This is a genomic window from Sphingomonas sp., from assembly GCF_039594485.1.
Lineage (GTDB): Bacteria > Pseudomonadota > Alphaproteobacteria > Sphingomonadales > Sphingomonadaceae > Sphingomonas.
This window is the reverse complement of record NZ_JBCNNI010000016.1, coordinates 36359-57320: the sequence shown is the minus strand read 5'-3', so window position 1 is coordinate 57320 and position 20962 is coordinate 36359. Positions and strand designations below refer to the sequence as shown.

General features: G+C 67.0%; 25 protein-coding genes and 2 tRNA genes. 7 read left to right on the top strand and 20 right to left on the bottom strand.

The features are described from left to right. The first annotated feature begins 126 nt into the window (after positions 1-126). A complete protein-coding gene (locus ABDV78_RS09990) occupies positions 127-1029 on the top strand; it encodes a neutral zinc metallopeptidase (RefSeq protein WP_343527252.1) in 903 nt (300 codons plus the stop codon). A 51-nt stretch (positions 1030-1080) separates the two neighbouring features. Here the strand turns inward: ABDV78_RS09990 and ABDV78_RS09985 are convergent, their stop codons facing one another. Further along, positions 1081-2067 (bottom strand): NADP-dependent oxidoreductase, encoded by a 987-nt coding sequence (locus ABDV78_RS09985; RefSeq protein ID WP_343527251.1) that lies wholly within the window; start codon positions 2065-2067, stop codon positions 1081-1083. Between the two features lie 96 nt (positions 2068-2163). Then, positions 2164-3354, bottom strand: a complete 1191-nt coding sequence (locus ABDV78_RS09980; protein WP_343527250.1) for a DUF2171 domain-containing protein — start codon at positions 3352-3354, stop codon at positions 2164-2166. A gap of 258 nt (positions 3355-3612) precedes the next feature. Between ABDV78_RS09980 and ABDV78_RS09975 the strand changes: the two genes are divergently transcribed. The 3 genes from ABDV78_RS09975 (at position 3613) to ABDV78_RS09965 (ending at position 5269) form a co-directional block, all read left to right on the top strand. Continuing rightward, a tRNA-Ala gene (locus tag ABDV78_RS09975) sits at positions 3613-3688 on the top strand. A 76-nt stretch (positions 3689-3764) separates the two neighbouring features. After that, positions 3765-4538, top strand: coding sequence for an NUDIX hydrolase (locus ABDV78_RS09970; RefSeq protein ID WP_343527284.1), 774 nt, complete (start codon positions 3765-3767; stop codon positions 4536-4538). Beyond that, positions 4538-5269 carry an extensin family protein gene (locus tag ABDV78_RS09965; RefSeq protein WP_343527283.1) on the top strand — a complete coding sequence of 244 codons (732 nt, stop codon included), beginning with the start codon at positions 4538-4540 and terminating at the stop codon, positions 5267-5269. The genes ABDV78_RS09970 and ABDV78_RS09965 overlap by 1 nt, the downstream gene beginning before the upstream one ends. 53 nt (positions 5270-5322) lie before the next feature. Here the strand turns inward: ABDV78_RS09965 and ABDV78_RS09960 are convergent, their stop codons facing one another. From ABDV78_RS09960 to ABDV78_RS09945, 4 genes are all read right to left on the bottom strand, one after another. Then, complete coding sequence (locus tag ABDV78_RS09960; protein WP_343527249.1) at positions 5323-5880, bottom strand: hypothetical protein; 558 nt, start codon at positions 5878-5880, stop codon at positions 5323-5325. A gap of 258 nt (positions 5881-6138) precedes the next feature. Next, complete coding sequence (locus ABDV78_RS09955; protein ID WP_343527248.1) at positions 6139-6414, bottom strand: hypothetical protein; 276 nt, start codon at positions 6412-6414, stop codon at positions 6139-6141. A 63-nt stretch (positions 6415-6477) separates the two neighbouring features. Beyond that, a complete protein-coding gene (locus ABDV78_RS09950; RefSeq protein ID WP_343527247.1) occupies positions 6478-7257 on the bottom strand; it encodes a transglutaminase family protein in 780 nt (259 codons plus the stop codon). 83 nt (positions 7258-7340) lie between these two features. Then, the gene (locus tag ABDV78_RS09945) at positions 7341-8087 is read right to left on the bottom strand and encodes a Bax inhibitor-1/YccA family protein (protein WP_343527246.1); all 747 of its coding nucleotides are present in this window, start codon (positions 8085-8087) and stop codon (positions 7341-7343) included. Positions 8088-8209: 122 nt separating this feature from the next. Between ABDV78_RS09945 and thpR the strand changes: the two genes are divergently transcribed. The 3 genes from thpR to ABDV78_RS09930 all read left to right on the top strand — a co-directional run bounded on the left by thpR (position 8210) and on the right by ABDV78_RS09930 (position 10097). Then, complete coding sequence (gene thpR / locus ABDV78_RS09940) at positions 8210-8761, top strand: RNA 2',3'-cyclic phosphodiesterase (protein WP_343527245.1); 552 nt, start codon at positions 8210-8212, stop codon at positions 8759-8761. An 81-nt stretch (positions 8762-8842) separates the two neighbouring features. Next, positions 8843-9379 (top strand): superoxide dismutase family protein, encoded by a 537-nt coding sequence (locus ABDV78_RS09935; RefSeq protein WP_343527244.1) that lies wholly within the window; start codon positions 8843-8845, stop codon positions 9377-9379. A gap of 55 nt (positions 9380-9434) precedes the next feature. Further along, positions 9435-10097 (top strand): HAD-IA family hydrolase, encoded by a 663-nt coding sequence (locus ABDV78_RS09930; protein ID WP_343527243.1) that lies wholly within the window; start codon positions 9435-9437, stop codon positions 10095-10097. A 79-nt stretch (positions 10098-10176) separates the two neighbouring features. Here ABDV78_RS09930 and ABDV78_RS09925 read toward each other — a convergent pair whose 3' ends face one another. The 14 genes from ABDV78_RS09925 to gspK form a co-directional block, all read right to left on the bottom strand. Then, entirely contained in the window at positions 10177-10530 is a 354-nt protein-coding gene (locus ABDV78_RS09925; protein WP_343527242.1) for an iron-sulfur cluster assembly accessory protein, read from the bottom strand. A gap of 2 nt (positions 10531-10532) precedes the next feature. Further along, on the bottom strand, positions 10533-11006 hold the full coding sequence (locus tag ABDV78_RS09920; RefSeq protein WP_343527241.1) for an SUF system Fe-S cluster assembly protein: 474 nt from the start codon (positions 11004-11006) through the stop codon (positions 10533-10535). Beyond that, the gene (locus ABDV78_RS09915; RefSeq protein ID WP_343527240.1) at positions 11003-12208 is read right to left on the bottom strand and encodes a cysteine desulfurase; all 1206 of its coding nucleotides are present in this window, start codon (positions 12206-12208) and stop codon (positions 11003-11005) included. Before ABDV78_RS09915 ends, ABDV78_RS09920 begins: the two co-directional genes overlap by 4 nt. Then, positions 12205-13284 (bottom strand): SufD family Fe-S cluster assembly protein, encoded by a 1080-nt coding sequence (locus ABDV78_RS09910; RefSeq protein ID WP_343527238.1) that lies wholly within the window; start codon positions 13282-13284, stop codon positions 12205-12207. Before ABDV78_RS09910 ends, ABDV78_RS09915 begins: the two co-directional genes overlap by 4 nt. Further along, the gene (sufC, locus tag ABDV78_RS09905; protein ID WP_343527237.1) at positions 13281-14033 is read right to left on the bottom strand and encodes a Fe-S cluster assembly ATPase SufC; all 753 of its coding nucleotides are present in this window, start codon (positions 14031-14033) and stop codon (positions 13281-13283) included. The genes ABDV78_RS09910 and sufC overlap by 4 nt, the downstream gene beginning before the upstream one ends. After that, positions 14020-14199 carry a hypothetical protein gene (locus ABDV78_RS09900; protein WP_343527236.1) on the bottom strand — a complete coding sequence of 60 codons (180 nt, stop codon included), beginning with the start codon at positions 14197-14199 and terminating at the stop codon, positions 14020-14022. The genes sufC and ABDV78_RS09900 overlap by 14 nt, the downstream gene beginning before the upstream one ends. A 64-nt stretch (positions 14200-14263) precedes the next feature. Continuing rightward, entirely contained in the window at positions 14264-15727 is a 1464-nt protein-coding gene (gene sufB / locus ABDV78_RS09895) for a Fe-S cluster assembly protein SufB (protein ID WP_343527235.1), read from the bottom strand. Then, entirely contained in the window at positions 15727-16182 is a 456-nt protein-coding gene (locus tag ABDV78_RS09890; RefSeq protein ID WP_343527234.1) for an SUF system Fe-S cluster assembly regulator, read from the bottom strand. Before ABDV78_RS09890 ends, sufB begins: the two co-directional genes overlap by 1 nt. A gap of 225 nt (positions 16183-16407) precedes the next feature. Next, positions 16408-17454 (bottom strand): Glu/Leu/Phe/Val dehydrogenase dimerization domain-containing protein, encoded by a 1047-nt coding sequence (locus ABDV78_RS09885; RefSeq protein WP_343527233.1) that lies wholly within the window; start codon positions 17452-17454, stop codon positions 16408-16410. Positions 17455-17587: 133 nt separating this feature from the next. Then, positions 17588-17664 (bottom strand) — tRNA-His (locus tag ABDV78_RS09880). Positions 17665-17712: 48 nt separating this feature from the next. Beyond that, positions 17713-18435, bottom strand: coding sequence for a type II secretion system protein N (locus ABDV78_RS09875; protein WP_343527282.1), 723 nt, complete (start codon positions 18433-18435; stop codon positions 17713-17715). Beyond that, on the bottom strand, positions 18435-18905 hold the full coding sequence (gene gspM, locus ABDV78_RS09870) for a type II secretion system protein GspM (protein WP_343527232.1): 471 nt from the start codon (positions 18903-18905) through the stop codon (positions 18435-18437). The genes ABDV78_RS09875 and gspM overlap by 1 nt, the downstream gene beginning before the upstream one ends. Beyond that, on the bottom strand, positions 18902-19984 hold the full coding sequence (gene gspL / locus ABDV78_RS09865) for a type II secretion system protein GspL (RefSeq protein WP_343527231.1): 1083 nt from the start codon (positions 19982-19984) through the stop codon (positions 18902-18904). Before gspL ends, gspM begins: the two co-directional genes overlap by 4 nt. After that, positions 19984-20961: a type II secretion system minor pseudopilin GspK gene (gspK, locus tag ABDV78_RS09860; RefSeq protein WP_343527229.1), complete on the bottom strand. Its 978-nt coding sequence runs from the start codon at positions 20959-20961 to the stop codon at positions 19984-19986. Before gspK ends, gspL begins: the two co-directional genes overlap by 1 nt. Between the last annotated feature and the right edge of the window lies 1 nt (position 20962).

Here is a 20962-nt window from a genome sequence, read left to right as displayed (position 1 = left end):
CTTGGTCCGTCCGCACCATGCGGCCGGACGCCCCCCGGTGCAACCGCCGTCGGTTCCGGGGGTTCAACGCATGACAAGCCGGTTATAGAGTCCGATACAGGGACAGGAACGAAGGGGAATGGCATCATGCGGCTCGACGATTATGACGACGACATCAATGTCGGCGAGGCGCAGGGGTCGGGAGGCTTTGGTGGTGGCGGCGGCGGCGGATTGCTGTTCGGCCTGCTTCCGCTGATCGGCAGCCGCTTCGGCTGCGGCGGGATCATCGTCGTCCTCATCATCCTGGCGGTGCTGGGCGCCAACCCCATGGGGCTGTTGAACGGCGGGGGCAGCAATGCGCCCGTGACCCGCTCGGCCGGATCGTCATCGGGCGCAAGCGTGCGACAGGTCTGCGAGGCCTCGCCCGAGCGCCGGGAAACCTGCCGCGCGTTCAGCAATGCGCAGAACACCTGGGAACGCATCTTCGCCGAGTCCGGCCAGCGTTTCGATCCGCCGGGCATCCGCTTCTTCAGTCGGGCGGCGCAGTCGGGTTGCGGCGCGGCGCAATCGGCGATGGGGCCCTTCTATTGCCCGACCGACCGCAACATCTATCTCGACACCAGCTTCTTCAACGAACTCGAAAACCGCTTCAAGGCGAAGGGGGATTTCGCCCGCTACTATGTCGTCGCGCATGAGTTCGGCCACCATATCCAGACGCTGCTCGGCACCTCGGATCAGGTTCGTCGCGCGCAGCAGACGGCGGGCGAGGCCGAGGGCAACGCCCTGTCGGTGCGGCTGGAATTGCAGGCGGATTGCTATGCGGGCGTCTGGGCGGCGAAGAACCGCGACCGGCTGGAACCGGGCGATGTCGAGGAAGGCATGACCGCCGCCCGTGCGATCGGCGACGACACGCTCCAGCGCGAGGCGACCGGGCGGGTGGTGCCCGACAGCTTCACCCATGGCACCTCCGAACAACGGATGCGCTGGCTGCGCCGGGGCATGGAAACGGGCGACCCCGCCCAGTGCAATACCTTCTCGGGCGCGATCTGACGCCCGACCGGCAAAGGCCCCGGCCACAGGACCGGGGCCTGATCCACCCGCTTACAGCCTGACCAGCATCTTGCCCTTGTTGCCACCGGAGAACAGCGCCAGGAAAGCCTCCGGCGTCCGCTCGAGTCCCTCGAACACCGTCTCCTCGCGCTTCAGCGTCCCCTCGCGCAGCATCGTCGCCATGTCGCGGTAAAAGCCCGAATGGTCCTTGAAGTCGGCGATGATGAAGCCCTGGATCCGCACGCGATTGCCGATCAGCCGGGCGAGATATTTCAGGCTGGTCGGCTTGGCGTCGTTATAGACGTCGATCATCCCGCAAATGGCGAACCGCGCGTGCAGCCGCGCATGGGCCAGCGCCGCGTCCAGATGATCCCCACCGACATTGTCGAAATAGACGTCGATCCCCTCCGGCGCGACCTCGCCCAGCGCCTCGACCACCGAGCGTCCGGCCTTGTAGTCGATCACCGCGTCCGCCCCGAGTTCTCGAACCCAGGCGCATTTCTCCGCGCCGCCCGCGGACCCGATGACCGTCATGCCCTTCGCCTTGGCGATCTGCACCACCGTCGATCCGACCGCCCCGGCCGCCGCGGAGACGAACACGGTATCGCCCGCCTTCGCCTCGGCGATCTGTAGCAGGCCATAATAGGCGGTCATTCCCGGCATGCCGAACTGGCCCAGAAACGCCTGGGGATCGACGCCAAGCTCGGGCAGCGGCTGGACATGCTGTGCCGGCAGCACCGCCTCGTCGCGCCAGCCCGCCATGTGGCTGACCAGCGTGCCGACGGGGATCGCGTCCGCCCGGCTCTCGACCACTTCGCCGATCGCCCCGCCCTGCATCGGTTCGCCGAGCTGAAACGGCGGGACATAGCTTTTTACGTCGTTCATCCGCCCGCGCATATAGGGATCGACCGACAGCCAGCGATTGACCACCCGCACCTGCCCCTCGTCGAGTTCGGGCAGCGGCTGTTCCACCAGCGCGAAATGCTCGCTCTGCGGCAACCCCTCGGGTCGCGCGGCAAGTGTCCAGGCTTTCATCATAATTTCCTTTTTCCGTTCGTCCCCGCAAATGGGCAGGGGCCCGGGTGAATTCCACCCGAGCCCCCGAAGAACGTCACCGACTGGTGACTTTTCTTGTTAGTAATTGCGGTTCGTGTCGGTCGTTGCCGTCCCGTTCGTGGCGCTGCTGGCGCTGGTTCCGGTCGTGCCCTGACCCGTGGTCCCGGTCCGGTCGTAATTGCCGGACTGGCCATATTGCGTGGTCTGGCCATAGCGGTTCGAACCGGCGTCGCTGGTCCGATCGCCGAACATCGCACGGGCGTTTTCCTCTTCGCGCCACTGGGCCTTGGCCTCTTCGGCGGTCTTGGTCAGCGTGACCTTGTCCTCGACCGACTTCAGCCAGCGCGACGGGATCGAGTGGTGCTGGCCGCCCGCATCCTTGTCATTCTTGGTCAGCAGGATGCGATCGCCGCGCACCTTGTCGACGGTGCCGACATGCTCGCCGTCGGAACCCAGCACCTCCTGATGTTCGGTCACCTTGGACAACAGCCCGCGCTGGCCCTGGCGCTCGGTGCGCCAGGTGTTGAATTCATTATGGAACTTGGTGCGATTCTCGTTGCGATATTCGTCATAATCGCGGTCAAGCGCAGCGATCTGGCCGGAGCGCCAGCTATTATAATCCTCGTCCTGCGCGGCATAATAGCGTTCGTCGTAGCGGGCATCCGCCTCACGACGGCGCTCCGCCTCCTCGTCGCCGAACCAGGAGCGGACCTCATCGCCCGCGCGAGCGAAGAAGCCGCGATCCTCATAGTCATAACCCTGAGGCTGGCGGCCATAGTCGCGGCCCGATTGCGGACGGCCATAGTCACCACGATTCTGGCGATCATCCCGTCCATAGCGGTCGCCGGTATATCCATAGCCTCGCGCCGAATCGCCGTAGGACGAGCCGCCACGATAGCCCTCGCGCCCATCGCCCCGGTCCCCCGAACGATAGGTGTCGCGCTCATTGCCGCGATAGGCGCCATATTCGCCCGAGCGACCCTCGCCGTAACGGCCCTCATTATCGCGGCCGTCGAAATGCTGGCGTCCACCGCGATAGCCGTCATTCTGGCCATAGCCCTGACGGCCATAACCCTGATGGCCATAGTCGCGCGCGCCATAGCCGCGGCGGCCGTCATTGCGGTCATTCCTGTCATCATCGAACGCGCCCGCCGCTTCGTAATCGCGTGCGCTGGAATAGGTATAGTCCCGCCCCGAGCCGTAGTCCCGGCCATAGTCGAAGTCGCGATCGCCACGATTGGCACCGCGGGAATAGCGTTCGTAAGCCATTCTAAACCTCCTGAAATTCGGTCCTGCGGGGGCCGACGCCGCTCGTCCGGCGGGTCGTGCCTTCCGAGCGTTTCAATGAGACGAATCAAGACATTGTTCCGTTGCCGCGGCACTGCGCGCGACGGAACGAGCGAGGCGCGGGGTCAAGTTGGAGCCGAGCGGCGGGGAAAAATTTTGCGCGATCCGGCCAAAGCGGTGTTGCGTCGCCCCCGATCACCGGCTAATGGCGTCGCTCCCGACGTTAGTCGGGCACGGGGCGGGGCTGTAGCTCAGATGGGAGAGCGCTGCAATCGCACTGCAGAGGTCAGGGGTTCGATTCCCCTCAGCTCCACCACCCCGAAAAATTCCCTCCCATCACTGATCAATCCGCCGCCAGCATCATTGGCCCGCGCCGATCGTTGAGGGACATGATGACCACCGACGCCGCGCTTCCCGCCCCCATCCCCGCCGCGACCCTGATCCTGTTGCGCGAGGGCCCGGGCGCCGGCGATCCGCCCGAAATCCTGATGATCGAACGCGGGGCCGCGCTGGCCTTTCTCGGCGGCGCGATGGTGTTTCCCGGCGGACGCGTCGATCCGCAGGATCGGGCGCTGGTCGCCCCCATCGATCCCGACGCGGAGGAAAGCGCCGCCCGCATCGCCGCCATTCGCGAGACGATCGAGGAAGTGGGATTGGCCGTGGGCCTCTTCCCCGCCCCCGATCGGGGCGCGCTCACCTTCCTCCGCGACGGATTGCGGCAGGGCCGACCGTTCGCCGCGCTGCTCGCGGAGACGGGTCGGCATCTCGACCTCGACGCGCTGACGCCTTTTGCCCGCTGGTGCCCGGAACATGCTCCGGTGCGACGGTTCGACGCGCGCTTCTATCTCGCGGCGATCGATCGGGGGGCGTCGGCTCCGTGTATCGACGGCGGCGAGACGGTGCGGGCCGAATGGCTCTCCGCCGCCGAAGCGCTCGCCCGCGCCGACGCGGGGGCAATGCGGATCATCTTCCCCACCCGCCGCACGTTGGAACGTTTGGCGCTCTACCGGGATTTCGCCTCTGCCGCCGCCGATGCCCGCGCATGGCCGGTGCGGCGGATCATTCCCTTTTTGGCGGAGCGTGACGGCGTGCCATCGATCTGTATCCCCGACGATCTGGGCTTTCCGATTACATCCGAACCCGTGACCAAGGTGGAGCGCGGGTGATGCGCGCGCTCCGGCGATGGACGACTGCGCTGGTCGTACTCGCCGGACTGGCCATGGCGGCGCTGCTGCTCTGGAGCCTGGCGCGACAGCGACCGCAGGACGTGCCCTGGACGCCGCTCGACCTGGGGCAGCCGGTGGGGATGTTCACGGGGCGCAAGCTGACCGCATTGACGCAGGATCGCGGCGCCTGCCTCGCCCTGCTCGACCGGGCGGGCATCCGCTACAACCGGCTTCCCGACCGGCGGGACGGGCCGCAATGCGGTTATGACGATGTGGTGCGATTCCTGCCCGGTGGAGCACGGGGCCTGGCTTACCGCCCCGCCTCGCTGGGCATGTCCTGTCCGGTCGCAGCCTCGCTGGCGCTATGGGAATGGAACAGCGTCCAGCCCGCCGCGCGCGAACTGCTGGGCACGGAGGTCGTCGCGATCGCCCATCTGGGCAGCTATAATTGCCGTCGGATCAGCGGGCGGAGTTCCAGCGACTGGTCCGAACATGCCAGCGCCAATGCGGTCGATATCGCCGGCTTCCGCCTGGGCGACGGGCGGCGGATCATCGTGGTGCGCGACTGGGACGATGACGGTGCGGTCGGGCGCTTCCTGCACCGCGTGCGCGACGATGCCTGCGGATTGTTCGCGACGACCCTGTCGCCCGATTACAATGCCGCCCATGCCGACCATTTCCACCTGGACCAGGCCTATCGCGGCCCGATGGGCTGGCGTGCCTGTCGATAGGCCCGACGGTGACGGCCCGACGGTGACGGACCGTGATCCGCCACCGCCAGCAGTCAGTTGGCGAGCGACGTGCCGTTGGTGTCGACCTTTTCGACCCAGTGCGGGAAGAAGGCCGGCTGGCGGCTGGACCAGCCGGAAGCGGTCGCCGCCGCCTCGCTGATCGACTGCAGCAACTGGCGACGCAGCTCTGGATGGAGATGCGGCAGTGCCGCCGCGGCGCAGAAGACCGATGGCAACCAGGGCCGCACCTCGGCCCCGACCAGCCGTTCATACAGGAAGCGGAAGGCGGAAAAGCTGGTCAACCGCCCCTGCCCCAGGTCGAAGGCCGCGATCATCACGAAGGGGGTCATGAACGGCTCCAGCGATTCCAGGCCGCTGTCGACCGGGATATGGTGCCGGATCTCGGCGAGGTTGCGATAGAGACGCGCTTGCGCCCGGATGCTCGCCGCCTCGACCACGTCACGCGACCAACGCGCCATCGCGTCCTCGCGGTCCAGCCCGATATCGAGGGAGCGGCGGATATAACGCTGCGTCGAAGCGGCGAACCCTGCGAACTCCTTCATTTCGGCCAGTGTCATCGCGCCTTCGGCCGGTCTGTTCCTAGATCCCATATGCTAACCCCGCCCATCGAAATTGCCCGATCATCATGCGCTCTTTTGGTTAACACAATGCTGAACAGGTCGATCGACAGACGATCATGAAATCCGCCGCACCGCAACATGGATTGCGACGAACCGTTCATGACGTAAGCAACCGTCTCAAAAATGTAGGCGAATGTTATTTTCCAGAAGTTTGGCGGCAACGGCGCGCGGTCATGTCGCGCGCCGCACCGCCCTGCTCCGTCCGGCCGGTTCGCCGGACGCCGGGGATCAGCGATCCTCCTCGCGATAGCCCGAGGATTCGGCCGGGCCGTCACGTCCCGGCTGGGTGTTGGAAGGCGGGTCGCTGGCATCCATCGATTCGTCGAGGCTCTCGTCGAGCTGTGCGTCGACATCATCCGGGTTACGGGCCAGTTCCTCCCGAATGTCCGGGTCTTGTCCCGCATCCTGCTCGGGCGGGCGCGGGCGATTGCCCTGTTCGGCCTTGTCGCCGCCGGGTGCGACCGAAACGCTGTCCAGCGCGCGATCGTCGATGCTGTCGTTCATGGCACTTCCCCATCTGCAGTGAACAGGATCAACGAGCCATGACGCACAGCGTTCCTGCCCCGTTCAGTCCAGACGGCGAACGCTAACCTTCTGATCGCAAAGCTGTGCATCGCCGAACACGGTCATGAAGGCGATGTCGGTCGCGTCGCGCCCCACGCCGACCCGCACGATTTCGTCCGCGCGCGCCATGCCGGTGGCGTCGACCAGATGCCATGTGCCGTCCAGCCACAACTCGGCCACCGCATGGAAATCGGGCGGATCGACGCCGGGTGCATAGGCGGAGACGCAACGCGCCGGAATTTCGGCCGCACGCGCCAGCGCGACCAGCAGATGCGCATAGTCGCGGCACACGCCCATCCGGCTGGCAAAGGTGTCGAGCGCGGTCGTATCGCCCTGCGACGCGCCGCTGCGATAGGTCAGTCGGGTCGCCACCCAGTCGGTCAGCGCGGTCGCCATCGCACCGCCCGAAAGTCCAGCGAACCGTTGTCGCACAAAGCCTTCCAACCTGTCCGACTGGCAATAGCGGCTGGGCAGCAGATAGGGGATCAGCGACCCGTCCAGCGCACGGGCGGGCGTCGCGGGCAACGGTTCAAGCATCAGGGCCGGCCGATCGACCACAACCACCGCCTCGTAACGCGCGATCAGTGCGTGGTCGGCGCGGACCCAGCAACGCTGCCCGATGCCGTCCTCGCCCGGCACGGCCGCCACCCGATGATCGGACCAGATGGTCAGCGACTGATGCTCCAGACGCTGATCGGCCATATCCGCCGCCTCGATCTGCAGCAGGACATCGGCCGGTTGGGCCATGGTATAGTCGAGCGACACTTCGATCGACAGGCGCATGCCGTCATCCCTTCACCAGAAAAAAGGGCCCGGCGGACGATCCGCCGGACCCCTTGGGTAATGCCTGGACCCGTTTCCGGGCGTCAGTCGCGGCTGGAGCCGAACAGACGCAGGATGAACAGGAACATGTTGATGAAGTCGAGATACAGGCTCAGCGCCGACATGATGACCACCCGGTCCTGCATGCCCGTGCCGCGAACCTGATAATACATCTCCTTGGTCCGCTGCGTGTCATAGGCGGTCAGGCCCGCGAACAGCAGCACGCCGACGAAGCTGATGACCAGCGCCATCGTGCCCGACTGGAGGAAGACGTTGATCAGGCTGGCGACGATCAGGCCGACCAGACCAACGATCAGGAAGGTGCCGAAGGCCGACAGGTCGCGCTTGGTGGTGTAGCCATAGAGGCTGAGCGCCGCAAAGCCCGCCGCCGTCGCGAAGAACGCGCCAGCGATCGACGCACCGCTATAGACCAGGAAGATGGTCGACAGCGACAGACCCATGACGACCGCGAATGCCCAGAAGAGCATCTGCATTGTCGAGGTCTTCATGCGGTTGACGCCCATGCTCAGCGCGAACACGAAGCCCAAAGGCGCGAACATGATGACATATTTGAGCGGCCCGCCGTTCAGGAAGACCTGCGCGGCCATGCTGTCGCGCCCGCCCCATGCGAAGAGCAGCGCGACGATACCCGTCAGCAGCACGCCCGACGTCATATAGTTATAGACGGACAGCATGTACGAACGCAGACCCGCATCATAGGCGGTCGAGCCCGTGGTGGCTGTGGTACCGAACGGCGCGGCGCTCGGCCGTGGATCAGACCAGTTTGCCATGGTGAACTATTGCTCCTTTGGCCGGCCACATGCCGGTTGACCGAAATATCGCTCTCCTGCCGACGCTTTTCAAGCCAAAGCCGTTCCCGTTTCCCGCCTCCGTGCGATAGAAACATTTTGTCATGCTCCGTTTATTCGTCGCCCTCCGCCCGCCCCCCGCCATTCGCGACCTGCTGACCGATGCCATGGACGGCATCCCCCTCGCCCGCTGGCAGGATGACGAGCAACTGCATCTAACCCTGCGCTTCATCGGCGAGGTCGACCGACCACAGGCCGAGGATGTCGCCGCCGCGCTGGCCCAGGTCCATGCCCCCGCCCCCGCCGTCCAGATCGCGGGCGTCGGCGCGTTCGACACGCGCGGGCGGATCGACACGCTCTGGGCCGATGTGACGCCCCATGACACGCTGGCGCATCTCCACCGCAAGGTCGACCAGGCCTGCGTCCGCGCCGGGCTGCCGCCCGAACGCCGCGCCTATCGGCCGCATATCACGCTGGCGCGCCTGTCCCGCAGCGCCGGGAACATGGCCGAGATCGACGCCTGGCGCGCCGTCCATGCGGGGCTTGCCAGCGAGCCCTTCATGATGGAGCATCTGCTTCTCTACCAAAGCCATCTGGGGCATGGTGGCGCATCCTATGAACCCGTGATGCGTTGGCCCCTGAACACCGATCGATAGGGCACACCCATCGACAGGACATATCGACCGGTAGAAACCGGCACGCGATCATCATCTCGTTCGATCAGGGAGCTTTCCGACATGAAATACCTCACGCTGCTGACCATCGGTACGCTGTCGCTCGGGCTGCTCGCCTGTGAACAGAACAGAATGGAGACGGGCGCCCCGACGCCGGGCGGTGCCAGTGCGACCGCGACCCTGCACACCGGAACCGGAGTCGACGCGGGCCGCGCCACCGCGACCGAAGTGGCGGGCGGCCTGCGCATCACACTGGATGCGATGAACGTGCCCGCGGGCATGCACGGCGTCCATATCCACACGGTCGGCCGCTGCGACGCGCCCGATTTCACGACGGCGGGCGGCCATTGGAACCCCACCCAGCGCCAGCATGGCAGCATGAACCCGCAAGGCCCGCATGAGGGCGACATGCCCAACATGACGGTCGGCAATGACGGTCGGGGTACGCTGGGCATCGTTCTGCCGGGCGCGACCCTGGCGGGGCTGCTCGATACGGACGGCTCAGCGATCGTGATCCATGCGGGCGCGGACGACCTGAAGACCGATCCGAGCGGCAATAGCGGCGGCCGCATCGCGTGCGGCGTCTTCCAGGCCAACTGACCCGCCTTCCCCCGCCGCCGATCGCGCGGCGGGGATCCCTCATCCCGGAGTGCCGATGACCAAAGCCCTGCCGAGCCGCGCCTTTGGCGGCTTCCTGTTCGACATGGACGGGACGATCCTGACTTCGATCGCCTCGGCCGAGCGCGCCTGGGCCGCCTGGGCGGAGCGGCATGGGCTGGATGTCGAAGCGTTCCTGCCGACCATCCACGGCGTGCAGTCGGTCGAGACGATCCGGCGGCTGAACCTTCCCGGCGTCGATCCGGTCGCGGAAGCACATGCGCTGACCGAGGCGGAGATGCTGGATCTGGATGATATCGATCCGATCGACGGCGCGGCGGCCTTTCTGGGCGCGCTGCCGACGGATCGCTGGGCGATCGTCACCTCCGCGCCGAGACGGCTCGCGGAAGTGCGGCTAAGGGCGGCGGGACTGCCGCTGCCCGGCGTGTTCGTGACGGCGGAGGATACGGAGCGGAGCAAGCCCGCGCCGGACGGCTTCCTGCTCGGTGCGCAGCGGCTGGGCATCGCACCAGAAAATTGCCTGGCGTTCGAGGATGCCCCGGCGGGAATCGCGGCGGCCGAGGCCGCGGGGATGACGGTGGTGGTGATCACCCAGACACACCGCGATGTCATGGATACGCCGCATGCCACGGTCGCGGACTATCGCGACCTGGCGGTCGAGTGGGATGGCGCGAGCCTGAAGCTGGAGCACCGCATCTGACGAACGGCGAGGCGGGAGCAGAGGAAAGCGGATAGTCCCCTGCCCCGTTCGGCCCGAACGCCCGCGATCCCCGCTGACGTCAAACCGTGAAGCTTTCCCCGCACCCGCACGCGCCCTTGGCGTTCGGATTCTGGAACACGAAGCCGGCGGTGAAGTCATCCTCCACCCAGTCCATGGTCGACCCGATCAGATACAGGATCGACCCGCCATCAACGAACAGGGTGCCGCCGGGCGTATCGATCTTTTCGTCGAACGCCTTGGCCTCGCTTACATAATCGACCGAATAGGCCAGCCCCGAACAGCCCCGGCGCGGCGTCGACAGCTTGACCCCGATCGCGCCCTCCGGCGCGCGCGCCATCAGGTCGGCGATCCGTGCCTCGGCGGACGGCGTCAGGTGCAGCGCGGCAGGGCGCGGGCGGAGCGTGGTCGCCATGGTCAGAGCATCCCCAGTTCGAGCTTGGCTTCGTCCGACATCTTCTGCGGGTCCCAGGGCGGATCCCAGATCAGGTTGACATCGGCCGTCGCGATCCCAGGCACCGCCGAGACGCGCAATTCCACCTCGCCCGGCATCGACTCGGCGACCGGGCAGTGCGGGGTGGTCAGCGTCATCGTCACGATCGCATGGCCGCCCTCGGTCACCTCGACGCCGTAGATCAGCCCCAGGTCATAGATGTTGACCGGGATTTCCGGGTCGTAAATGTCCTTCAGCGCGTCGATGATCCCGTCATACAGCGCGCCGCCCGGCTGGGTCGGATCGTCGACGTTCGGCTTTTGCGAGAGGAAGCCCGACAGATAATCGCGCTGCCGCTCCGTCGCGGCTTCGGCCGCCGGTGCCTCGACCACGTCCTGCACCCGCGCCTTGGGCGGCTGTGCGACGCTATCCACTTCCTCGATCTTATAGTCGCTCATCCGAAAATCCTCGTGACCCGCCGGACGCCATCCACCAGCGCCGCAACGTCATCCGATCCGTTATACACGCCGAAACTCGCCCGTGCGGTGGCGGGCAGGCCGAGCGCCTCCATCAGCGGCTGGGCGCAGTGATGCCCTGCGCGGATCGCCACCCGGCTCTCGTCCAATATGGTGCCGATGTCGTGGGGATGAACCCCCTCGACCGCGAAACTGACGATTCCGGCGGAGTCCTCCGGCCCCAGCAGCCGCACCGAATTGATCGCCGACAGCCCCTCGCGCGCCTGCGCGACCAAGGCCGCCTCATGCGCATGGATCGCGTCCAGGCCGATGCTGGTCACATAGTCGATCGCGGCATGGAGCCCCAGCGCGCCGACGATATGCGGCGTCCCCGCCTCGAACCGGCCGGGCGGCGGGGCATAGGTGGTCTTCTCGAACGTGACGCGATCGATCATCGACCCGCCGCCCTGATAGGGGGGCATGGCCTCCAGCAATTCGGGGGGCGCCCACAGCACGCCGATGCCGGTCGGGCCGTAGAGCTTGTGGCCCGAGAAAACGTAGAAATCGCAATCGAGCGCGGCGACGTCGACCGCGATGCGCGGCACCGCCTGGCACCCGTCGAGCAGGATCTTCGCACCGACGCCATGCGCCAGATCGGCAGCACGGCGGCCATCCAGCACCGAGCCCAGCACGTTCGACACATGGCCCAGCGACACCAGCTTGTGCGCAGGCGTCAGCATGCGCTCCATCGCATCCAGGTCGATGCGGTGGTCATGGGTCAGCGGCAGCACGTCGATCGCGACGCCCAGCCGCTCGGCGACCATCTGCCACGGCACGATGTTGGAGTGATGCTCCAGCATCGACAACAGGATACGGTCGCCCGCCTTGAGGTTGGTCGCCGCCCAGCACTCAGCGACGAGATTGATCCCCTCGGTCGCGCCGCGCGTGAAGACGATCTCACTGGGCGAGCCCGCCCCGATGAACCGCGCCGTCGCCTCGCGCGCCGCTTCATAGGCCAGCGTCATGTCGGCCGAGCGCTGATAGACGCCGCGATGCACGGTGGCATAGCTGGTGTCATAGGCGCGGGTGATCGCGTCGATGACGGCCTGCGGCTTCTGCGCGGTCGCGGCGGTGTCGAGATAAGCCCAGCCGTCCGGGATCGCCGGAAAGTCCGCCACCCGGTCGAGAGGCGCGGCGCTCGTCAAAGCGCCGCCTCCAGCCAGGCATCGGCATCCGCCGCAAAGGCCTCGCGCACCACCTCGTTGCCGATCCGGTCGATCGCATCGGCGACGAAGGCGCGGGTCAGCAGCGCCTGCGCGCGTGGGCGCGGGATACCCCGGCTCTGCATGTAGAACAGCGCACGCGCATCGAGTTCGCCGACCGTCGCGCCGTGCGCACACTTCACATCGTCGGCGAAGATTTCCAGCTCGGGCTTCAGATTGACCGTCGCCGTCCGCTGGAGCAGCAGGCCGCGCAAGGACTGCTCGCCATCGGTCTTCTGCGCGTGACGCGCCACCTCGACCCGCGCGGCGAGGCTCGCCTGGCTACGATCGGCGGCGACCGCACGCCATAGCTGGTGGCTCTGGCCGTTCAGCGCGGCGTGGCGCAAGGCCACCGCGCATTCCTGCTTCAATTCACCCTTGGTCAGCAGCGCACCGCCGAACTCGGCATAGGCGCCGTCGCCGGTCTGGGTGATGCCGCCGTCGATCCGCGTGCCCATATTGCCAGCCGCCAGGAAGGTCGCGGTCAGGCTCGCGCCCTCGCCCAGTTCGGCTTCCTCGCGCAGCGAGACGAAACCATCGTCCTGCAACAACCGTACCGCGCGCATCAGCCGCGCCGACGCCGCCAGCTTCACCCGCGTCAGCCGGTTGCTCCAGCCGCGACCGACATAGGTCTCATAGACCTGCGCCGCCGCATCCTCGGCCAGCACGATCTCGGCGGGCAGATGATTGACCGCGCCGCTGGCGACATGGACGATCTGAACCGGATCGGCGACCGCATCGCGATCCAGCCGCAGCGACCAGCCACGCCCCAGCGCTTGGCGCCCGAGCGGATGGTCACTGGCGTCAATCTGGGTCAGGTTAACCGGGCCGAGAGTGCTGGCGCTTTCATCCAGCACGCCGTCAACGAACAACAACCGCGCACCCGACAGATCGAGGAAGCGGTCCGCCCCGGCGACCGGCACCGCCCGTTCGCTCTCCGCCGCGCGGCGAAGCGCGTCGATATCGGCCCAGCGCCAGGCCTCCTCGCGGGTCGAGGGGAGTTCCAGCGTGGTCGTCACGCCGCCGCTCCCTCGACGCCCGCATAGCCCTCACGCTCCAGTTCAAGCGCGAGTTCGGGGCCGCCCGAGCGCACGATGCGGCCATCGGCCAGCACATGGACCCGGTCGGGCTGCACATAGTCGAGCAGCCGCTGATAGTGGGTGATCAGCAGCACCGCCTTGTCGGGCGCGCGCATGATCCGGTTGATGCCGTCGCCGACGATGCGCAGCGCGTCGATGTCGAGGCCGGAGTCGGTTTCGTCCAGGATCGCGAACTTGGGGTTCAGGATGCCCATCTGGACCATCTCGTTGCGCTTCTTCTCGCCGCCCGAGAAGCCGACATTGACCGGACGCTTCAGCATGTCCTGGTTCAGCCCCAGCCCATCGGCCTGCGCGCGGGCCAGCTTCAGGAATTCGCCGCCCGACAGCGGCGCTTCCTCACGCTGGGCACGCTGGGCGTTCAGGCTCTCGCGCAGGAACTGAACGTTCGACACGCCGGGGATTTCGACCGGGTACTGGAAGCCCAGGAACAGCCCGGCGGCGGCACGCTCGTTCGGCTCCAGTTCGAGCAGGTCGACGCCGTCGAACGTCACCGAACCCTCGGTCACTTCGTAACCCGGACGCCCACCCAGCACATAGCCGAGCGTCGACTTGCCCGCGCCGTTGGGGCCCATGATCGCATGGACTTCGCCCGCTTTCACCTCGAGCGTCAGGCCCTTGAGGATCGGCTTGCCGTCAATCTCGGCGTGGAGGTTTTCAATCTTGAGCATGACCGCCCTCTGAAAGCGCTGTAAGTTGGGTAAGATCGCCGCCGTAACGGTGATAAATGGCATTTAATTCTTCAAGATCGGTCGCCGTGACGGTGGATCGGTCAATGTCCATAAAGACACGGCGCCCGACGCCTTTCACACTGCGTATGCAGGCAATCCGTTCCATCCAATGGAAATGAGATGCCTCATTGCCCCGCGACCGATATTTCGTTCCTTCAAAGAAGAATGGGCTATCCAACCGAACCCTCCAGCGAAATCCCCAACAACTTCTGCGCCTCGACCGCGAACTCCATCGGGAGTTGCTGCAACACCTCGCGCGCGAAGCCGTTGACGATCAGCGCGACGGCCGCTTCCTGGTCCAAGCCACGGCTCATCGCGTAGAAGAGCTGGTCCTCGCTGATCTTGCTGGTCGTCGCCTCATGCTCGATTTGCGCGCTGGGGTTCTTCACCTCGATATAGGGCACGGTATGCGCGCCGCACTGGTCGCCCAGCAACAGGCTGTCGCACTGGGTGAAGTTGCGGACATTCTCGGCGGTCGCCGCCACGCGAACGAGGCCGCGATAGGTGTTGTCCGAGCGCCCGGCCGAAATCCCCTTCGACACGATGGTCGAACGGGTGTTCTTGCCGAGATGGATCATCTTGGTGCCGGTATCGGCCTGCTGGCGATTGTTGGTGACGGCGACCGAGTAGAACTCACCCACCGAGCCATCGCCCGCCAGCACGCAGCTCGGATATTTCCACGTCACCGCCGAGCCGGTTTCGACCTGCGTCCACGACACCTTGCTGTTCTTGCCCTGGCACAGCGCGCGCTTGGTGACGAAATTGTAGATGCCGCCGACGCCATTCTCGTCGCCCGGATACCAGTTCTGGACGGTCGAATATTTGATCTCGGCATCGTCCAGCGCGACCAGTTCGACGACGGCAGCGTGCAACTGGTTCTCGTCGCGCATCGGTGCGGTGCAGCCTTCGAGATAGGAGACATAGGCCCCCTTGTCCGCGACGATCAGCGTGCGCTCGAACTGGCCGGTATTCTCCGCGTTGATGCGGAAATAGGTGGACAGCTCCATCGGGCACCGGACGCCCTCGGGAATGTAGACGAACGTCCCGTCCGAAAAGACCGCCGAGTTGAGCGTCGCGAAATAATTGTCCCGCTGTGGCACGACCTTGCCGAGCCACTTCTTCACCAGCTCGGGATATTCGCGGACCGCCTCGGAGATCGAGCGGAAGATCACGCCCGCCGCTTCCAGTTCCTTGCGGAAGGTCGTCGCGACCGACACCGAGTCGAACACCGCATCCACCGCGACCTTGCGCGCGCCCTCGACGCCCGCCAGCACTTCCTGCTCGGCGATCGGAATGCCCAGCTTCTCATAGGTCCGCCGGATTTCGGGATCGAGTTCGTCCAGCGACGCGATCGTCTTCTTCGTCTTAGGCTCGGCGTAGTAATAGGCGTCCTGATAGTCGATCGGCGGGATGTTCAGCTTGGCCCAGTCCGGCGTCTCGAGCGTCTGCCACAGGCGAAATGCCTTCAGCCGCCAGTCGAGCATCCATTCGGGCTCGCCCTTCTTCGCCGAGATATAGCGGACCGTATCCTCGCTCAGCCCCTTGGGCGCGAAGTCCTGCTCGATCTCGGTGGCGAAGCCCCACTCATATTTCTTGTTGGCGGCGGCGAGCGCCTCTGCATTCTTCGTGGCCATCAGGCGAATACCCCCGGACGTGGCGACACGCCCATCACTTGCGATTCAACAGGATCGGCGGCGAGCGTCGCAAGCGTCACCCCGGAAAAGGCGGCGCGTACCGCCTGATTGACGACATGCCAATGCGGACGAACGCGACATTGCATTTCAAGGCCACAGTCATGCGCGGCACCGTCGACACAGGCGGTCAGCGCGATCGGCCCGTCCACCGCCTCGATGATGTCGGCCAGGCTGATCGCATCGGCGTCGCGGGCGAGGCGGATGCCCCCGCCGGTGCCGCGCGTGCTCTCGATCAGGCCCGCGGACGCCAGACGGCTGACCAGCTTCTGCGCGGTGGGCAGCGGCACGCCCGTCTGCCCGGCCAGCAAGGTCGCATTGCTCCGCCCACCGGCACCTTCGCGCGCGGCGGCGGACATCATCACGACCGCATAATCGGCTAGGCTGGAAAGGCGCATGATCTCCCAATCGGATGGATTTGGTCCGATTGGCAAATGGGCGTAGGAAGCCGGTTCGTCAACCGGGTTTCGGCGCGGGAATCTCGATGGGTGTGATCGACTTCCTCCCCTGCGAGGGGAGGGGGACCGCCGCGAAGCGGTGGTGGAGGGGTGTCATCGCTTATCGAGACACCCCTCCGTCAGTCCTGCGGACTGCCACCTCCCCTTGCAGGAGAGGAATAATGGTCAGCGGCCGATCAGGCCCTGCGCGATTTCGTCCGCCACGTCCGAGGCCGGATGGCCGGTTTCGGACGAACGCTGCCAGACCTGCTCCAGCCGCTCGGGGATCTTGGCGATGCGCGCCATCACCTCGGCCTCATCGCCCTGGCCCAGATATTCCAGGCCGACATTGATGATACCACCCGCGTTGATGACGTAATCGGGGGCATAGAGGATGCCCGCTTCCGCCACGCGCGCGCCGTCCTCGCGGGTCGCGAGCTGATTGTTCGCGCCGCCCGCGACGACCTTGGCCTTCAGCCGCTGGATCGAATCGGCGGTCAGCACCGCGCCCAGCGCGTTGGGGCTGACCAGATCGACATCGGCGAACAGGATCTCGTCGGCCGAGGCGACGCTAGCGCCCAGTTCCGCCGCCATCGCTTCGGCACGCGGCTGGTTGACATCGGCGATGGTCAGGATCGCGCCGTCCTTCGCCAGCAGCTTGGCCAGACCGCCGCCTACCGAGCCGACGCCCTGGATAGCGACCCGCACGCCCTTCATGTCGGTGGCACCCAGCCCACGCTTCGCCGCCGCCTTGACGCCCAGATAGACGCCGTGCGCGGTGTACGGGCCGGGATCGCCGCCCGCCGCGCCGCTCGCGACCGGCAGGCCGGAGACATAGCGGGTCTGGGTCGCGATGACCTTCATGCGCTCTTCGGACATGCCGACATCCTCGGCGGTGACATAACGACCGCCCAGCGACTCGACCGCGCGACCAAAGGCTTCGAGCTGCGCCGTGGTGATGACGTCACCCTGCTTGGCCGCCAGCACCACGCCCTTGCCGCCGCCCAGCGCCAGGCCGGCCATGGCGTTCTTGTAGCTCATGCCGCGCGACAGGCGCAGCGCGTCGGTGATGGCGAGTGCCGGGGTGGCATAGTTCCAGAAGCGCGCGCCACCGGCCGCCGGGCCCAGATGGGTGGAATGCACCGCGATGACGGCCTGCAAACCCGATGCGGGATCGGTGAACAGATGCACGCCCTCATGCGCGTCGAAATCAGGAAAACCCCAGCTCGTCATGCTCGTCCTTCGGTCCGACAAATGCGGAACCGGACCGAGTCTTCGAACCCGGCCACCCAGATCGGCGAGGATATTGGGGGACACGGCTCTGAAGGGGGCCGGCGCCGTGGCCAGCAAAATGGCCGGGAAATAATGGGGCGACCGACGGGACTTGAACCCGCAACTTCCGGCATCACAAGCCGGCGCTCTAACCAATTGAACTACGGTCGCCGCGAAGGCTTGCGCCCCTAAACGGGATCACCCGGTTTCGTCAAGCGGTCAAAAGCGACCTTCTGCCGAAAGTCGATACCCGCCGCCCGAACCGGCCACGAATCCCAGTTGCTCCAGCTTCGCCGCGGCGGCCGGATCGCCCGGCGTCAGAACCAGATCGGCGGTGTAGCGGCCATCGGGGCGAATGCGCAAATTCACCGCCTCGGTGCCCCCCTGCCCCGTCATCGGCAGCAGCAGCGCCCCCGCCTCGCACCGGGCATCGCCCATCATCGTCGGCGGCAGGGGCAAACCACCCGCCTCGCCCGCCACGGTCGCGCGGACCCGCCCCGCCGCCGCCTCGCATACGCCGTCACGGAAGCGGACCGTCACATCCTCCAGCGCCAGGGTGGTCACGGGGAGCGGCGCGAACAGGGTCGCGGCAGGCAGGGTCGCGGTGACGCCGTCGATGCCCATCGCATGGCGCCCGATCGTCGCCGCGCCCGCGATCGGGCGACCATCGACGCCCGCCCCCTCGAAGGCGAGGCGCGCCTTTCCGACGAGCAGCGCCAGGGGGGACAGCGAAACGCGCAGATCGCCCAGCGGCACATCGCCGAATCGCGCCTCGATCAGGCTGCCGCCCCAGATGGTGCCGCCGACCCGCCGGGCGCTCAGTCCCTCATCGCCCAGCCCGGTCGCACCCAGCACAAGGCGCATCGGGAAGAACACGACCAACGCCACGGCCAGCATGGCAGCGAACAGCACCGGCGGACGGGTGGCGAGCCGCACCCGCATCACGACGCCCGCGCCCGCAGCAGCAACGCCACGCCCACGGTCCGGTCGCCATTGTCGGTCAGCGTCGCCTGCTCGACCAGCACGCCGCCCCGCTCCAACCGAGCGAGCCAGGGCGTCAGCGCACCGGGCCGGGCCGAGGCGATCTGCGCGCGCACGCGACCGGGACCGTCCTCGGTCAGCGCGGACAGGGCGAAACCCGCCTGCTCCGCCGACAGCCGCACCGTATCGGCCAGCGACCCCGCCAGCGTCGGTCGACGCCGCCGCTGGCGTAGTTCGTCGGCCATCGCCTGTGCCTCGCCCAGCCGGATCACCGCATCGGCATGGCGTTCGCGCGCGCTCGACAGGCCGTCGCCCAGCGGCCGTAAAATGCCGCCCCAGACGATCGTGACGGCCAGCAGGCCCACCATGACCAGCAACAGCCGCTTTTCGCGGGTCGAGCGTCCGTCGAACCAGAGTTTCAGCGCCTTCATCGTGCGCGCACCGTGAATTCTCCCGTGATCCGGCCATTGGCCGCGACGAAGGTGCTCGGCTGGACGGTGAAGCCCTCCGCCTCGATCGCACGCTTCAGATCGGTGGCCAGCGCCTCGCGGTCCACCGCCACGCCCAGCCGAATGTCGCCGCTCGGCTGAAAATCAAGCGCGGTCAGCTCGGTGCCGGGGACGCCACGCACCGCCGCGAAGACCGCCGCCGCGGTCCGGCTGAACCCCTGTCCCGGCCCGCGCACCGCAGACAATCGCTCGGTCAGTTGCCGGTCGGCATCGACCAGCGTTTCGCCGCGCGGCAGGGCGGTACGCGCGACCTGCTCGATCCGCGCCTCGGTCGCGTCGGCGGCGAAGCTGTATTTGGTCCAGCGTACCAGATCGATCGAGATCGTCACCGCGACGATCGCCAGCCCCAGCCAGCCCAGCCGTCGCACCAGCCGCCAGTCGATCGCCAAGCCGCGCCGCCGCGCAAAGGGGCCCTGCCGCAGGTCGAGCGTCGGGGCCGCCACCGCCGTTCCCAGCGCCGCCTCGATCCCGTCGGCGTCCAGCTCCGCAAGCGGCTCCTCGGCAATGACGATCTCGGTCAGGCCCGGTTCGTCGGCAAAGCCCGACGCGCGCCCCCGCACCACGCCCTGCCCGGCCAGATCACCGCGAACATAGCCCTGCTCGGGACGCGGCAGCAGCAGCGGCGCTGGCACGATGGCGACCGGGTCGACTCCCGCCGCGCCCAGCCGCGCCAGCCATCCGGCCATCGCGCCGCGATTGACGATGCCGATGGGCCGCCCGCCCGCTTCCTCGTCGCCGACCGCGACGTGAAGTTCGTCCATCGGCGCGGCGCTGACCTCTGCGGCGAGCAGACGCGCGGCGGCGGCGGCCTGCGCGGTCGAACGGGCGGGAATCTCGGCCCAGTGCAGCGACACCGCATCGGCGGGCGCGACCGCGATCACCGCGCCGTCCCCCTGCGGCAGCCCCTCGCCCGCCGCCGCGACCCGCGCATCCTCGATCCGCATCCAGCGATAGTCACCGCCCTCACCCGGCGGCAGGAACAGGAGGTTGGTCGCACTCATCACTCTTCCCCCCATATCCGCGCCACCAGTTGCGGCGGCTGGCGTCGCGCATCGACCAGTGCGCGTTCGTGCACCGTCACGCTGCCCTGGGTCACATCGATGCGCAGGTTGAACCAGCGGGTATTCGTCGTGACACCGCCTGCGCCCGCCGCACCCGACGCCTGTGCCCAAAAGGCGCCCACATCCGCATAGCCTTGCGGCGGGCGGCGCAAAAGGGCCTGGGCAATGGCGGCAGGTGAAATCGTATCGACCTGCGCCATCGCGACCAGGGGTGCCTGTTCGGGGGCCAGCGTGTTGATGTTGACCATGCTCGGCTGCGCCTCGGGCAGCGCGCAGATCCAGGGGCGCAGGCTGGCATAGAGTTCGGGTGTGACCCCGTTCACCATCCGCATCTCGCTGACATCCGCCATCATCGTGCCGGCGGTCCGATAGGGCGGATCGCGGGCCAGATAGAGCGCATCCTCCCCGCCATTGCCTTGCGGGTTCTGGTCGCCGTCGATCCAGTCGGAGGTCGCGGTCGCCACCTGTTCGGCCACTTGTCCGGGAATGCCGATGAGCCGCATCAGCTTGGCGAAATGCGCCGTCTCCACCGCATTGCCGATCAGGACCCCCGGCTGCCCCGGCACGGTCTGGGCCAGGCCGTTCAGGTTGAAGCAGTTGCCGCCATCGGTCACGCGCGCCACCGCCGTCGCGCCGCCCGCGACATCGCCGAGGGGCAGGGCAAAGGGCCGGTCGCTCCACCCACCGAGCAGCGAGACCTTGCCCTGCGCGCGTTGGAGCAGATCGCCGATACGGATGATCGCCAGCGCTTCGGCCGCATAGGCGTAACCCCGCGCCTGCTCGATCGCCACCGCATTGCCGCCCAGCCGGGTCGACAGACGCAGCTTTTCCAGCGCGGTCGCGGCCAGCACCGCGATCACCGCGACGAGGATCAGCACGGTCAGCAACGCCGCGCCGCGTTCGCCGGGTCGAGCCACC